The sequence below is a fragment of the Rhodococcus sp. SORGH_AS_0303 genome (genome assembly GCF_030819335.1).
Taxonomy (GTDB): Bacteria; Actinomycetota; Actinomycetes; order Mycobacteriales; family Mycobacteriaceae; genus Rhodococcoides.
In genome coordinates, this window is record NZ_JAUTBO010000001.1 from 3,091,536 (window position 1) to 3,105,058 (window position 13,523).

Here is a 13,523-nt window from a genome sequence, read left to right on the forward strand (position 1 = left end):
GCTCCGGCCGCCCGCACGTCGACGGCATGGCGAACTGCCGCGTCGACTACGGTCAGTGCTGTGCCGAAGACGCAGAAGTTGGTCGCCGACCTGACCAAGCGGGGTCCCCATCGCGTGCTGCGCGGTGACCTCGCTCTCGCGGGCCTGCCCGGTGTGATCTACACGCCCAGTGAGGGCACGGGACTGCCGGCGATCGCCTTCGCGCACGGCTGGATGACCGGCGCCTCGCACTACGACTCCACGCTGCGGCACCTCGCGTCGTGGGGCATCGTCGTCGTCGCGCCGAACACGCAGCGCGGACCGGTGCCCTCCCACAGTGCCCTGGCGCAGGATCTCCTCGTCGCGCTCGACGTGTGCACCGGCATCCGTCTCGGCACCGGCGACATCAGCGTGCACCCCGCCAAGCTCGGCCTGGTGGGCCATTCCATGGGCGCGGGCGCCGCGGTGATCGCCGCGGCTCAGCGATCGGACGTCGCCGCTCTCGGTGCGCTCTATCCGGCGCCCACCTCTCCGCGCGCCCTGTCGCCCGGCATCGCCGACGCGGTCACGGCGCCCGCTCTGGTTCTCGGCAGTCCCTCCGAACTGAACTCCCTCACCGCCGAGCCCGTCGCGCTCGCCGATGCGCTCGGTGGCCCCACCCTGCTCCGCGTGATCGACAAGTCGGAAGGTGACGGCATGGTCGAGGGCCGGAAGCTGCTCAGCTTCCTCGGCGTCGGCAACGCCCAGCCGAAGACTCGGCGCTCGGTGCAGGCACTGCTCACCGGCTTCCTCCTGCACCGCCTCGCGGGCGACGACACGTACTCCGACTTCTCCGATCCCGACGCCGTCGTCAAGGGCACCGAGGTGGTCGACCCGAACGCGCCGACCGCGGACGCCCCCAAGAAGGTCAGCGCGATCCGTCAGCTGAGCCACCTCGCCGGTCGCTGAGGCGCCGCCGGCGGAGCCTCGTCGCCGGCCACCGCCTCTGTGGGCGATCGCAGGATCACTCCGGCGCGACGCGGCGCCACCCGCGCGGCCTCCGAGCGCTTCCGAGCCTCCTCGTCGATGGCCGCGAGGCGGGTCCGCACACGTCGCGTCGCCCGCCGGTGCTCCCGCACGACGGCGTCGATGATGTCCGCGGTGTTCTGCGAGTTCACAGCGGACCGGCTTCCGCGATCTCGGGTCGCGCCGGCTCGCCGACCGTCGCTGCCTCACCGATCGGGTCCGTGACCGGTTGCGGCGCAGCGGGTTCCGTGACACCGCCGGATTCCGCAGCAGTGGGAATGCAGTCCGGTGGTGCGACGACCGGTGGTGCGACGACCGGGGCCTCGACGACCGGGGCCTCGACGACCGGGAGCCCTTGATCCGCTGCCTCCTGTTCGACTGCCTCCCGATGCGGCTCGTCCCGTTCTGCTGTGTCCGGGGTCTCGGACGACGACTCTGCAGGCTGTTCCGATTGCGGCGCCGCCTCGTCCATCACCTCGGTGAGGACGGGCAGTCCGAGAGGCCCGGCAGCGAGAGCGAAGTGATGGGACTCCCCCGCCGCGTCGTGGGTGCGGATGTCCACGGCCCCGTCCGCGCCGACGGCGACACTCACCCCGCGACCGTCGAGCTCCGCCTCGAGGTGACCGCGCTTGACGTCCTCGGCAGGCGCAGTCAGCGCCGCCTCCGGTGAGATCTGCGTCTCGGCGGGCGGTGGGTCGCACGGCGCCGCGGTCGACATCACCTCGGTCATGGCGTCCCGCACCGCCCGCCCGATCACGTCGGCGAGCGGTGAGCGATCCTCGACGGGAGCGACAGGCAGCGTCGCGGGCGGCTCCGCGACCACAGGAGAGGGCGCGACGGCGAGCGACGGCGGCTCGGGTGCAGCGGCCGGCGCCGTCACCGACGCCGGCGCGGTCGCTGCAGCCGGCACGGTGCCTTCCGCCGGCACACACTCGCACGCGTCGTCCTCGACGAACCGGTGACCACTCGGCCACGGCGAGCCGTCGATGTCCGCCGCAGCGGCGCAGAGTGCCGCGTAGATCTCGGACACGGCGGTCTCCGTCGAGGTGCACAGTTCCTCGAATGCGGCCACACGCTCGGTCATCGCCGGCACGAACACGGTGTCCAACCACTCTCGGCATCGGGCTGCGACCGGTTCGAGGACCTCGGCCTGCCGCCGGCCGGGATCCGACGCGGACAGCAGCATCGCCTCGAGGCCCGGGAACACCGAGGCCAGCGTCCGCACCGCGTCGGGTGCGGATGCACCTCCGGCTCCGGCGATGGTGGCCGCGACCTGCGCTGCATCGCGACCGCCCACGTGGTCGGTGCGGAACGCGGAGGCGGCGATCGACTTGTCCTCGACGATCGCGTGCAACCCCGCCGACGCGGAGGCCATCGCTGAACCGATCGCCTCGAGCTGATCGGCGTGGCCGGCCGACCTCGCGCACTGCCGTCGAAGAAGGTCGAGCGCGGCGTCGGCGGCATCTCCCGACCAGGCCTGCCCCAACGACTCCGCTGCGTCGGACTGACGCCCGATCTCCGCGCGCGCCTCGGCCGCCGCGGCGCCGAGCCGGTCGGCGTCAGCCCGGAGAGCCTCGGTGTCGAGTCCGCGTTGCTCGTCGTAGCGAGCGCAGAGCGCGACGTGGGTCGTGGTCATCGGCGCGCCGCTCGCTCCGACCAGCGGGAGGAACGTCGCGAAGAACGTCAGGCCCTCGCTCCCGAGATCCAGCAGACCGTCGATCGTCGGCGGCACCGGTGCGGTCACCGGTCACCTCGCCGTGCCGGCACACCCGGCGCCGCGACGCGCAGGGCGGTGACATCGTCGAGCGACACCGAGCCGTCGATCAACGCCCGCAGGGCGGCCGAGGTCGCAGCGGTGGCGTCCGACCAGGACCTCAGGCCCTCCGACAGCCGCCCGAGGCTGTCCTGCAGGGCGGCCGCCTCCGCCCAATGGTTCCGGCCCGCCGACTCGACACCGAACAGACCACCCACACCGCTCTCGGCGGACCTTCGTACGGCTGTCGCGGACTCCTCGAGGGCCGCGATCGCCGCTCGGGCTGCCCCCTCGTCCAGCGTCGTTCCGCGTCGCGACGTTCCACTGGCCATGTCGTCCCTTCCGAAGTGATGCTCGAGAGCGCGATCCCCACAGATCAGACGCACCGCCGCTCCCCCGCGTTCCCGCGAAACGGCAGCCGTCGGTGGGCACGGCCGGTCGGACCGGTAACCTCCGATTTCACAGGTGAGTAACACACACTTCGGCGATCAGGGAGCCCCATGCGCATCGGTATGCAATTGAACTACTCGGGCGGGTTCAGCGAGACGGTCGAGGAGGTCGGGGCCCTGGAGAGGGCGGGAATGGACATCGCGTTCATTCCCGAGGCGTACTCGTTCGACGCGGTGAGCCAGATCGGCTTCCTCGCGGCGAAGACCTCGACGATCCAGCTGGCGTCGGGCATCTTCCAGATCTACACCCGCACGCCGTCGCTGCTCGCGATGACTGCCGCCGGTCTCGACTACGTCTCCGGCGGACGATTCGTGATGGGTATCGGCGCGTCCGGCCCCCAGGTGATCGAGGGATTCCACGGCGTCAAGTACGACGCCCCGCTCGGCCGCACCCGCGAGATCATCGAGATCTGCCGCCAGGTGTGGCGCCGCGAGAAGGTGCAGTTCGAGGGCAAGTACTACCAGATTCCTCTGCCCGCCGATCAGGGCACGGGTCTGGGCAAGCCCCTCAAGCTCATCAATCATCCTGTGCGAGCCGACATTCCGATCGTCATCGCGTCACTCGGACCCAAGAACGTCGCGCTCACCGCCGAGCTGGCCCAGGGCTGGGAGCCCATCTTCTTCCATCCGGAGAAGGCCGAGTCGGTGTGGGGCGAGTCGCTCGCGGCCGGTAAGGCGAAGCGCGACCCGTCTCTGGGTGAGCTGGACGTCTACGCCAGCCCCGCCGTGGCCATCGGCGACGACGCCGACCAGTTCCTTCCGTGGATCAAGCCCCAGCTCGCGCTCTACATCGGTGGCATGGGCGCCAAGGGCAAGAATTTCTACAACGACCTCGCGGTGCGGTACGGGTACGAGGCGGAGGCAGAGAAGATCCAGGACCTCTACCTGGCCGGCAAGAAGGAGGAGGCCACGGCCGCCGTTCCCGACGAGCTGGTCCGGTCGATCTCGCTGATCGGCACCGAGAGCTACGTCAAGGAGCGCCTCGCCGCCTTCGAGTCCGCGGGTGTGACCACACTGAACATCCACCCCATCGCAGCCGACACCGCTGGCCGCGTGAGTCAGGTGGAGCAGCTCAAGGCCCTCATCGGCTGACGGGCCGAGACGTCAGCCGACGGCGCCGACCACATCCGCGATGTGGTCGGCGAGCCGGCGGGCGGTGTCTGCAGTGTCCGCTTCCACCATCACGCGGACAAGCTGCTCGGTTCCCGAGGGACGCAACAACACTCGCCCCTCTCGTCCGAGTTCGTCCTCTGCACGGGTCACCGCGTCCTGCACGAGCGGAGCCGACGTCGCGGCGGACTTGTCCTGCACGGGCACGTTGATCAGCACCTGGGGCAGCGTGCGCATGACGGACGCGAGGTCCTCGAGGGTGCGTCCCGTCTCGGCCATCCTGGCCATGATCTGCAGGCCCGTCAGCACACCGTCACCGGTGGTGCCGAAGTCGGGCAGGACGATGTGCCCCGACTGCTCACCGCCGAGTCCGTAATTGCCGGCGCGCAGTTCTTCGAGAACGTAGCGATCGCCGACAGCGGTGGTGCGCACCGTGATTCCGGCGTCACGCATCGCGATGTGCAGTCCGAGATTGCTCATGACGGTGGCGACCAGCGTGTCGTCGGGAAGCTCGCCGCGCTGGTGCATCGCGATCGCGAGGATCGCCATGATCGCGTCCCCGTCGACCACGGCGCCGCTCGCGTCCACTGCGAGACAACGGTCCGCGTCGCCGTCGTGGGCGAGTCCGAGGTCTGCGCCCTGCTCGACGACGGCCTTCTGCACCACGTCGAGGTGAGTGGACCCGCATCCGTCGTTGATGTTGAGGCCGTCCGGGTCTGCGTTGATGGCGATCACGGTCGCTCCCGCGGCGCGGTAGGCGTCCGGCGCGGCGGTCGAGGCGGCTCCGTGAGCGCAGTCCACGACGACGGTGATGCCGTCGAGGCGTCGGGTGACGATGGTCGCGAGATGGCTCTCGTAGCGGGCGAGAGCGTCCGGGGCCTGTCGCACGCGGCCGATGGCGGCACCGACGGGGCCCGTGGCGGGCGCGTCGAGCAACGCTTCGATGCGGTCTTCCTGGTCGTCGTCCAACTTGTGGCCGCCGGCCGCGAAGAACTTGATGCCGTTGTCGGGCATCGCGTTGTGCGATGCGGAGATCATGACGCCGAGCTGCGCGTCGTAGTCGTCGGTCAAGTAGGCCAGGGCCGGGGTGGGGACGACACCGACCGTGAGGACGTCGACTCCGGCGGAGGACAGTCCGGCCACGATCGCGGCTTCGAGCATCTCGCCGCTCGCGCGCGGGTCCCGTCCGACCACGGCCAGGGGGCGGGTGGTCGACGAGGCGACCTCGCCGAGCACCGCTGCGGCGGCACGGCCGAGTCGTAGTGCGAGGTCTGCCGTCACCTCCTCGTTCGCCAGTCCCCGAACTCCGTCGGTACCGAACAACCGGGCCATGACAGTTACCTCTTCCGAGCAGGTGGAGCGAATGCAGGTGCCGTGACATGAAGCAGGCGCCCGCGGCGGTCCGAGGACCAGCCGGAGCGCCTGCTTCTCCAGAAGTGCTGAGATCAGCGCTTCGAGTACTGCGATGCCTTACGAGCCTTCTTCAGGCCGTACTTCTTGCGCTCCACGGCACGCGGGTCACGCGTGAGGAAGCCGGCCTTCTTGAGGGCGGGGCGATCGTCCGGGGTGACCTCGATGAGGGCACGGGCGATGGCGAGACGCAGGGCGCCTGCCTGGCCGGACGGGCCGCCACCGTGCAGGAGGGCGACGATGTCGAAGCCGTCCGCACGCTCGACGGTGACGAACGGGGACTTGATGAGCTGCTGGTGCACCTTGTTGGGGAAGTAGTCCTCGAGGGTGCGGCCGTTGAGCTTGAAGTCGCCCGAGCCGGGGGTCATGCGCACGCGCACGACGGCTTCCTTACGACGACCGACCGTGGTGACGGGGCGATCGATGTAGATGGCGGGACGAGCGGCGGCCTCGATGTCGGCGACGACCTCGGGCTCCTCGACGGAGACGAACTCGTCGGCGATCTCGACGGAGTCACCGATGGGGACGGTCTCTTCGGCCGTCTCGGTCACGACGTTCTCTTCGGGAGCGGTCACTGGGACACCTGCTTGATCTCGTACGGGACGGGCTGCTGAGCCGTGTGGGGGTGATCGGGACCTGCGTAGACCTTGAGCTTGCCGGCGATCTGGTTGCCGAGCTTGGTCTTGGGGATCATGCCCTTGATGGCCTTCTCCACGACGCGGTCGGGGTTCTTGTCCAGAACCTCACCGATGCTGCGCGCACGGAGACCGCCCGGGAAGCCCGAGTGGTGGTAGTGGAACTTGTCGGTCCGCTTGTTGCCGCTGATCGCGACCTTCTCAGCGTTGATGACGATGACGAAGTCTCCGCCGTCGAGGTTGGGGGAATACGTGGGCTTGTGCTTGCCACGCAGCAGAGTTGCTGCCTGGACTGCGAGGCGGCCGAGAACGACGTCGGTGGCGTCGATCACGTGCCAGGTCCGGGTGACATCCCCGGCCTTTTGGCTGTACGTGGACACAGAACTTCCTTGTCTCATCGCTGATGGTGCTGGCCAGGCGCGTGGTCGATCGTCTCGGCGGCCAGTGGAGACCCGAGGGACCGGTATCGGTCGTGCATGACGACTCGATGTACCGAACGCCAACGGTGTACCTTACCGGCCCACGTACTGGCAGGTCAAAACCCCTCGACCGTCATCGCCGACGAGAGGTGCACTCGATGCAGCGGCGAGCAGTCGGCAGCGCCTCGAGGCGGGGGTCGGAGATCGCCCCGCCGCACACCTCGCACTGTCCGTAGGTGCCGCGCTCGATCCGCATCTCCGCGTCGTCGAGTTCGCGCAGTTCCTCTCGCGCCTCTCTCGACATCGATGCGATGGCGGCGCGCTCGAACGCGATGGTCGACCCCTCGGGATCGTGCTCGTCGTCGTCCGTGGTCCACCGGGACCCTTCGACGATGGCCTGGTGCTGTCGTGCGAGCGACACGATGCGGGCCTCGGTGAGCGCACGTTCCGCCGCGACCCGGCTGCGGGCGATCGCCCGAGCCGCGTGGTCGCGGTCGCTCGGGTCGGTGACGGGCTGATCCGGCTGTGTCATGACGACGTCCAGTATCCGCCCCGCGCCGACCGGAGTCGTACGGACCGTCGGAGATGGGCAACCGGACACCCCCCACGCCCCGGTTGCCCACCTCGTCCGTGATCAGGCGAACATTCCCCGGTTCGCCGCCTCGCGTGCCTGCATGTCGGCGTTGCCCTGACCGACGGCACTGCCGACCGCCTCGAGAACCTGATTGAGCTCCAGGGCCGCCGAGTCCCACTGGCGCTGCTTGTCCTGGTACGACTCCGACGCCGTGCCTTCCCATTCCGCCACCAGCGGCGAGATGATCTGGCGCAGTTCGTCGAGCTTGCTGTTGAGAGTGGCCTGCTTCGCGTCGATCTGAGCAGTGACCTGGTCGATGGCACCGAACACGTATCTCATGGTGAACGTCCTTCCTGACGTGAGTGATGGGCAGATCGGATGATCGGCGGGTCAGAGGTTGAGCGAACCGCCCGCGGCGGTGACGGTGCGCGTGTTGTCGTCGTCGGCAGCGCCGTAGGCGGTCCCGCTCGACTTGATGGCGTCCCCGATCGAACCCAGCGCGAGTTGCAACTTGTTCGCGCTGCCGTCCCAGCTGGTCATGACGTTCTGGAACGCGATCGCCGCCGCGCCTTCCCAACTCCCTCCGACGGCCTGGACGTCGCCACGCAGCTGGTCCAGCAGCGCCTTGATCTCGAGCGTCAGCTGGTCCACCTTCCCTGCGGTGACGTGCATCGTCTCGACGGTGGTCTTCATCTGCGACATGGTCTCTCGATCCCCCCTCGGTGTGGTCCGGGCCGGTACCCGGAACTTCCCCTGCACCTCCTTCGACGCGACAACTCGGCGAACGGTTCCGTCTCCGCCACCGCGTCACCCGACGACGAGGGACGCGAGGACCGCGGTGCAGACCTCCGCCATCACGGGGTCCGCGGCCTCGGTGCTCTGACAGCCGAGACTCGTCTGCTCCCCCGGTGACACGATCACCGTCCACGCCACCGTCGAGCCGTCGGACGCCTTCTCGGTGTAGACGAGCGCGGGACGATCGGATACGTCCGACCGTCGATCGAGCCCGCCGAGTCGATCGGGTGCGGCGTCGACCCCGGCCGACAGGGTGGCCTGCACGTCGGGGAGTCCGACGCCCACACCGAGTTCGCGGACCACCAGCACCAGTCGCATGCCGGCGGGTGCGTCGGGACGGATCTCGACCCGCTCCGTACCCGGCTCGACATGCCACCCCACCGGCACGATCAGGTGTGTTCCGGCGACCGAGAAGTCGGTACCGGCGGGGGCGCTCGTCGTCGTCGCGGCGGCCGGCTCGGTGGTGGGCGCGGTGGGTCGAGTGGGCCCGGCCGGGACCATGGACGGTTCTGCGGCTCGTGGTCGCTCCGTCGCAGGCGCGGGCGACTGTCCGCTGGTCAGTGCCGCGACGCCGATGCTGACGCACACCACCGCGGTCGCCACCGCTGCCACCAGGACCGGCCGTCGGGTCGTGCGCCGACGGTCCACGGCCGCCGCGGCGGCTCGTTCGGCCAGCCACGCGCCCGTCCTACCGGGCGTGAGCTCGGCCGGTACGGACGTTGTGACGGGCGGAACCGGGAGGGAACTCGCGCCCGCGCTCGGGACCACGGCTGCCGCCATCTCCTCGTCGTCAACCGTCACCACCGTCAGATCGCTCATCTCGTCGAGTACGGCTCGCCGCAAGGTGTCACTCGTGCCGTGCACGACGAGTCGGCAGGCCGGCGCGGCAGCGAGAGCTCCGTCCACCGCGGCACGAGTGCGCGACACCGTCAGCTCGTCGTCCCCTCCGATCGCGGGGTCGGTCAGAACACAGTCCACGACGTCGCTGCTGATGGCCGTACTCACCACGGTCGAGACCGTGGTGCGGTGCGGTGTGCGGTCGAGAACCACTGTTCGGCAGCGTGATCCACCGCACGGGCAGGGCCGGGCCGACTGCGCCGCGTCCCGCGCGACGAGCGCCGACGACACGAGGAGGACGTCACGCGCGAGGGGTCGCGCGGCCGCGGTGAGGACGCTGCAGCGCACGGCTCCCCAGTGCGGTGGGTGCACCAGCACCAGGTCGTGGTCCCCACCGTGCACACCCGCATCGCGCAGAGCGTCGGTGAACATCTCGGACACCATCGTCGACACCTCGACCTCGCGTCCGTCGGCGAGGGTGACGACGCGGTCGTCGATGTGGCCGAGGACGTCCACGGACGCGGAACCGTCTGCGGGAGTTCTCGACAGCACCCCGAACCGTGAACACCACACCGCGTCCACGGTCGTGACGAGCCCGACGGGCGACGTCACCGCTCGTCCGGCGCGGTCTCGCACAGCGCGGTCTGCACCAGTGTCGCCGTTCCGCGCCCGACCAGCACACCGCGTCCGGGTGGGAGTTCGGACGGACGGACGGAGCCGAGCAGGACGCCCTCCTCTCGGCTTCCGCTCATGACCAGTCCCGGTGATGCCAGGTCCTTGAGCCTCGCGAGGACCGGTTCGTACAGTGCCCGAGCGGATCCGCCGCACCGACGTGCGACGACGAGATGCAGACCGACGTCCCGCGCCTGCGACAGCAGTTCCAGCAACTCGGTCAGCGGGTTTCCGTGCGGCGTGACGACGAGGTCGTAGTCGTCGACGACCACGACGATCTCGGGACCGGTCCACCAGGATCTCGCAGCGAGTTCGCGACGAGTGGTGTCCGGTCCCGGACGGCGGGCACGCAGGTAGGTCGCGAGTTCGGCGACCATCGTCGTGGCCTGCTCGGCCGTGGACGCGTGACCGGCGAGCCGATCGGACGGGATGTCGCCCAGCAGGGTTCGTCGGTAGTCGACGGCGAGGATTCTCAGCGACGTGGCGTCGTTGGCCTGCGCGAGCGAACGGCAGATCGATCGCAGCAGACTGGTCTTCCCGCAGCCCGAGTCGCCGAGGACGAGAAGGTGCGGATGCTCGGCCAGATCCAGAACGACCGGCGCGAGATCGTTCTCGTCGACACCCACCGGCACGGTGGCGACGAATGTCCCCGAGGCGGACGGTGGCCACCACGCCGACACGGACGACAGAAGGTCGTCGCGCTCGAGTCGACGCGGCAACAGTCGCACCGGGGGCGTCGGTGCGTCACCCCGCCACCGGTGGACCGACTCGGCGATCGCGCGGTCGGTCCCGTGTCCGAGATCGTCCGTGTCGGCGATGCCGTCGACACGCGGGAGCGCGACGAGCAGATGCAACCCGTCCGGGGTGATGCCTCGACCGGGCCGACGCGTCGGGACGTGCATCGCCCGTGCTCGGCCGATGTCCGAGTCCGACGGATCACCCATGCGCAGTTCGACTCTCGTGGTGACGGCATCCTTCACCGCGGGACGGAGCTCGGCCCACCGACTCGCGGCGAGGACGACGTGCACCCCGTAGGAGAGTCCGCTCGACACCAGCTGGTGCAGGGACGGTTCGAGGGCCTCGAACTCGGCTCGGATGGTGCTCCACCCGTCGACGACCAGAACGATGTCCGGCACCGGCGGTGCACTGTCTCCACCCGACTCTCGCCTGCGCCGCGCGTCGGCCATCGACCGGATCTCGCCGGTGCGGAACAACTCCTCGCGGCGTCGAACGGTTCCGACCACGTCGGCGACGATGCGTCGAACGGCGTCCGCCTCCGAGCGGACCGCGACGGATCCGACGTGAGGAAGGCCTACCAGCCGTCCGACGGATCCACCGCCGAAGTCCAGGACGTGGAACTGCACGTGGTGCGGGGAGTACCGCAGAGCCAGATCGAGGACGAGCGTGCAGAGCGCGGTGGACTTGCCGGACTGCGGTCCCCCGACGATCGCCACGTGCCCGGACGCACCGGTGAGGTCGAGTTCGAGTGCATCGCGTCGCTGGTCGTACGGCCGGTCGACCAGTGCGACCACGGCGCGCAGTGACCCCGCCGCGTCGGGCCGGTCACCGCCGAGCGCCGTGTCCGGTGACACCGAGTCGAGTGTGACGGGCCGGTCCAACGGCGGTAGCCACACCCGGTGTGCGGGACGCCCGTGACCGCGCACTCGCGCGACGACGGCGGAGAGGATGGTGCCGCCGTCCGACGACTCGGACGGAGACGGCGATTCGCCCGCCGGTTCGAGGGCGGTCTCGTCGAGCAGCGGGACCGGCGCCGCCGTGAAGAGACGGGGCCCGGTCGAGCCTGCGCCGACCGAGAGCGCTGCGGGCTCGTCGCTCCGCAGACGGGGACCCGAGACGTACATCGCGGTGAAGCGCACCAGCTCGCTGGAGTCCGTTCTGAGGAACCCCACTCCCGGACCCCCGGTCACGTGATGCGCGTCGGCGACACCCAGAACCGATCGAGATTCGGAGGCCGAGAACGTCTTCAGCCCGATGCGGTAGGAGAGATGACTGTCGAGTCCGCGCAGCCGACCCTCGTCGAGCCGCTGGCTCGCCAGCAACAGATGGATATGCAGCGAGCGCCCGAGTCGCCCGATCGCGACGAAGAGCTCGGCGAACTCCGGGAACCGGGTCAGCAGTTCGGAGAACTCGTCGACGACGACGAAGAGCGCCGGTAGAGGCGCGAGTGCGGCACCACCCTCGCGCGCACGGGTGTAATCGGAGACGTTCGCGTAATTGCCGGCGGCCCTGAGCAGTTCCTGCCGTCGAGTCATCTCGCCCGCGAGCGCGTCGCGCATCCGCTCGACCATCTGCGCTTCCTCGGACAGATTGGTGATGACGGCCGCGACGTGAGGCGCCGATTCCAGTCCGAGAAACGTGGCCCCACCCTTGAAGTCGACGAGGACGAGATTCAGGACGTCGGGCGGGTGCGTCGCGACGAGTCCGAGCACCAGCGTCCGCAACAGTTCCGACTTTCCCGATCCCGTGGCGCCGATACAGAGTCCGTGCGGTCCCATACCCCCCTCGGCGGCCTCCTTCAGGTCGAGCTCGACGACGCGACCGTCGTCGTCGAGTCCGAACGGGACGCGCAGTCGCGACCGCCCGGAACGGGAGGACCAGGCGACGCCGGGGTCGAGACTGTCGGGAGACGTCATGCCGGGCAGGTGTTCCCATGCTCGGACGCGCGGGCCACCCTCCGCCCGCACGACGGTGTCGCCCGTCCGGAATCGAGCGAGTCCCCGCGCCACCACGGCGGCGGTGACCACGTCCACACCGTCCGCGGTACCGAACATCTCGACTCCGGCCGCGCTCCGTGCGCCGAGCGCAGTCCTGTCCGCGCCGTCGCCGACGACCAGGACGAGTGTGCGATCCGCGGTGCCGTCCCGGCCCGCACCGGACACGGTCAGGACCGTCACGTCCCCGCCCCTCGTCACGGTCTCCCATGTCTCGGCATCCTCGACACCGTCCTCGGCACCGCGATCCACGACCACGATGCGATGGGGCCGCGCACCGGTCGACGAGTCTGCCGCCGGGACGGCGAGGTCCCGCGCTGCCTCCGCCGGCGATCCGAAGGTCAGCCGCCGTCGCCCGCCACCGTCCGACGCGGTCTCGTCCCCGTGGTGCGGCAACCACTTCGTCCAGTCCCACGTCGCCGCGATGCAGTCGTCCACGACGACCACCACACTGATGTCGTCCGGACTGTGGAAAGTGCACGCCTGCAACACCATCGAGCGCACGAGCGCTCTCGCCGCCTCGACGGGGCCGTCGACACCGATCACGGAGAACGCGCGCAACGAGACCGCGGTGGGAAGGTCCGACACGATGGCATGGGTCCGGACGAACGAGCGCAGGAGGGCGGCCGACACCGGCTCGAGACCCTCGGGCGGACCCGTGTCGGGTGTGACGAGGCGAGTGGCGAGTCGTTGGTCGCCCACGCCCACCCGCAGATGGACGAAGTCGTCGTCTGTCGACCGCCTCTCCCACATGCGTGAGGTTCCGGCGAACGAGGACAGCGTCGACGGATCAGGATGGGAGAAGGCCAGTGCCTCGTGCTGCGCCGACGCCGTCGACCGGACCCGCTCGCGCATCGTACCGAGGTACGTCAGATAGTCCTTGCGCGATTCGTCGAGTTCGGCCGTCCGTGGCCCGCCTCCGCGGCCCCCACCGGCGAACATCCCCAGCATGGACACCACCATCATGGCCGGGAACAGCAGCGTCATCGGGTTGGCGGCCGCGCCCGTCGTGATCATGAGGGCAACCATGCCGACCATCGCGACCACCATGACCAGAGGCAGCATCTTCAGGAGCGGGTTCCCCGGGACCACCCGCGGAATCTCCGGTGGCGGCTCCATCTCGACGGTGCCGCCCGGCACCCGCGGCGCCTCC

General features: G+C 69.8%; 13 protein-coding genes. 2 read left to right on the forward strand and 11 right to left on the reverse strand.

Features of this window, described 5'->3' with window-relative positions; translation table 11 throughout:
* The first annotated feature begins 60 nt into the window (after positions 1-60).
* Positions 61-927: a dienelactone hydrolase family protein gene (locus tag QE449_RS14465; RefSeq protein WP_027503804.1), complete on the forward strand. Its 867-nt coding sequence runs from the start codon at positions 61-63 to the stop codon at positions 925-927.
* On the opposite strand, the gene QE449_RS14470 is transcribed toward QE449_RS14465, so the two are convergent.
* Genes QE449_RS14470 through QE449_RS14480 form a run of 3 tightly spaced genes read right to left on the reverse strand, consistent with a single transcriptional unit; the run spans position 900 to position 3,069 of the window.
* The gene (locus QE449_RS14470) at positions 900-1,136 is read right to left on the reverse strand and encodes a hypothetical protein (protein ID WP_056442520.1); all 237 of its coding nucleotides are present in this window, start codon (positions 1,134-1,136) and stop codon (positions 900-902) included. The genes QE449_RS14465 and QE449_RS14470 overlap by 28 nt on opposite strands.
* Positions 1,133-2,728, reverse strand: coding sequence for a hypothetical protein (locus tag QE449_RS14475; RefSeq protein ID WP_307109026.1), 1,596 nt, complete (start codon positions 2,726-2,728; stop codon positions 1,133-1,135). The genes QE449_RS14470 and QE449_RS14475 overlap by 4 nt, the downstream gene beginning before the upstream one ends.
* Positions 2,725-3,069 (reverse strand): hypothetical protein, encoded by a 345-nt coding sequence (locus tag QE449_RS14480; protein ID WP_307109027.1) that lies wholly within the window; start codon positions 3,067-3,069, stop codon positions 2,725-2,727. The genes QE449_RS14475 and QE449_RS14480 overlap by 4 nt, the downstream gene beginning before the upstream one ends.
* A 168-nt stretch (positions 3,070-3,237) precedes the next feature.
* On the opposite strand from QE449_RS14480, the gene QE449_RS14485 reads away from it, so the two are divergent.
* A complete protein-coding gene (locus tag QE449_RS14485) occupies positions 3,238-4,278 on the forward strand; it encodes an LLM class F420-dependent oxidoreductase (protein WP_285188575.1) in 1,041 nt (346 codons plus the stop codon).
* Between the two features lie 12 nt (positions 4,279-4,290).
* Here QE449_RS14485 and glmM read toward each other — a convergent pair whose 3' ends face one another.
* The 8 genes from glmM to eccCa all read right to left on the reverse strand — a co-directional run bounded on the left by glmM (position 4,291) and on the right by eccCa (position 13,489).
* Positions 4,291-5,628 carry a phosphoglucosamine mutase gene (gene glmM, locus QE449_RS14490; RefSeq protein ID WP_307109028.1) on the reverse strand — a complete coding sequence of 446 codons (1,338 nt, stop codon included), beginning with the start codon at positions 5,626-5,628 and terminating at the stop codon, positions 4,291-4,293.
* 113 nt (positions 5,629-5,741) lie between these two features.
* Positions 5,742-6,227, reverse strand: coding sequence for a 30S ribosomal protein S9 (rpsI, locus tag QE449_RS14495; protein WP_371831715.1), 486 nt, complete (start codon positions 6,225-6,227; stop codon positions 5,742-5,744).
* 50 nt (positions 6,228-6,277) lie between these two features.
* Positions 6,278-6,721, reverse strand: a complete 444-nt coding sequence (gene rplM / locus QE449_RS14500) for a 50S ribosomal protein L13 (protein ID WP_027503810.1) — start codon at positions 6,719-6,721, stop codon at positions 6,278-6,280.
* 172 nt (positions 6,722-6,893) lie between these two features.
* Entirely contained in the window at positions 6,894-7,292 is a 399-nt protein-coding gene (locus tag QE449_RS14505) for a TraR/DksA C4-type zinc finger protein (RefSeq protein WP_222650302.1), read from the reverse strand.
* A gap of 102 nt (positions 7,293-7,394) precedes the next feature.
* On the reverse strand, positions 7,395-7,673 hold the full coding sequence (locus QE449_RS14510) for a WXG100 family type VII secretion target (RefSeq protein WP_027503812.1): 279 nt from the start codon (positions 7,671-7,673) through the stop codon (positions 7,395-7,397).
* A 51-nt stretch (positions 7,674-7,724) separates the two neighbouring features.
* A complete protein-coding gene (locus tag QE449_RS14515) occupies positions 7,725-8,027 on the reverse strand; it encodes a WXG100 family type VII secretion target (RefSeq protein ID WP_162246747.1) in 303 nt (100 codons plus the stop codon).
* Positions 8,028-8,141: 114 nt separating this feature from the next.
* The gene (locus QE449_RS14520; RefSeq protein WP_307109029.1) at positions 8,142-9,578 is read right to left on the reverse strand and encodes a type VII secretion-associated protein; all 1,437 of its coding nucleotides are present in this window, start codon (positions 9,576-9,578) and stop codon (positions 8,142-8,144) included.
* On the reverse strand, positions 9,575-13,489 hold the full coding sequence (gene eccCa / locus QE449_RS14525; protein WP_307109730.1) for a type VII secretion protein EccCa: 3,915 nt from the start codon (positions 13,487-13,489) through the stop codon (positions 9,575-9,577). Before eccCa ends, QE449_RS14520 begins: the two co-directional genes overlap by 4 nt.
* Positions 13,490-13,523 lie beyond the last annotated feature (34 nt).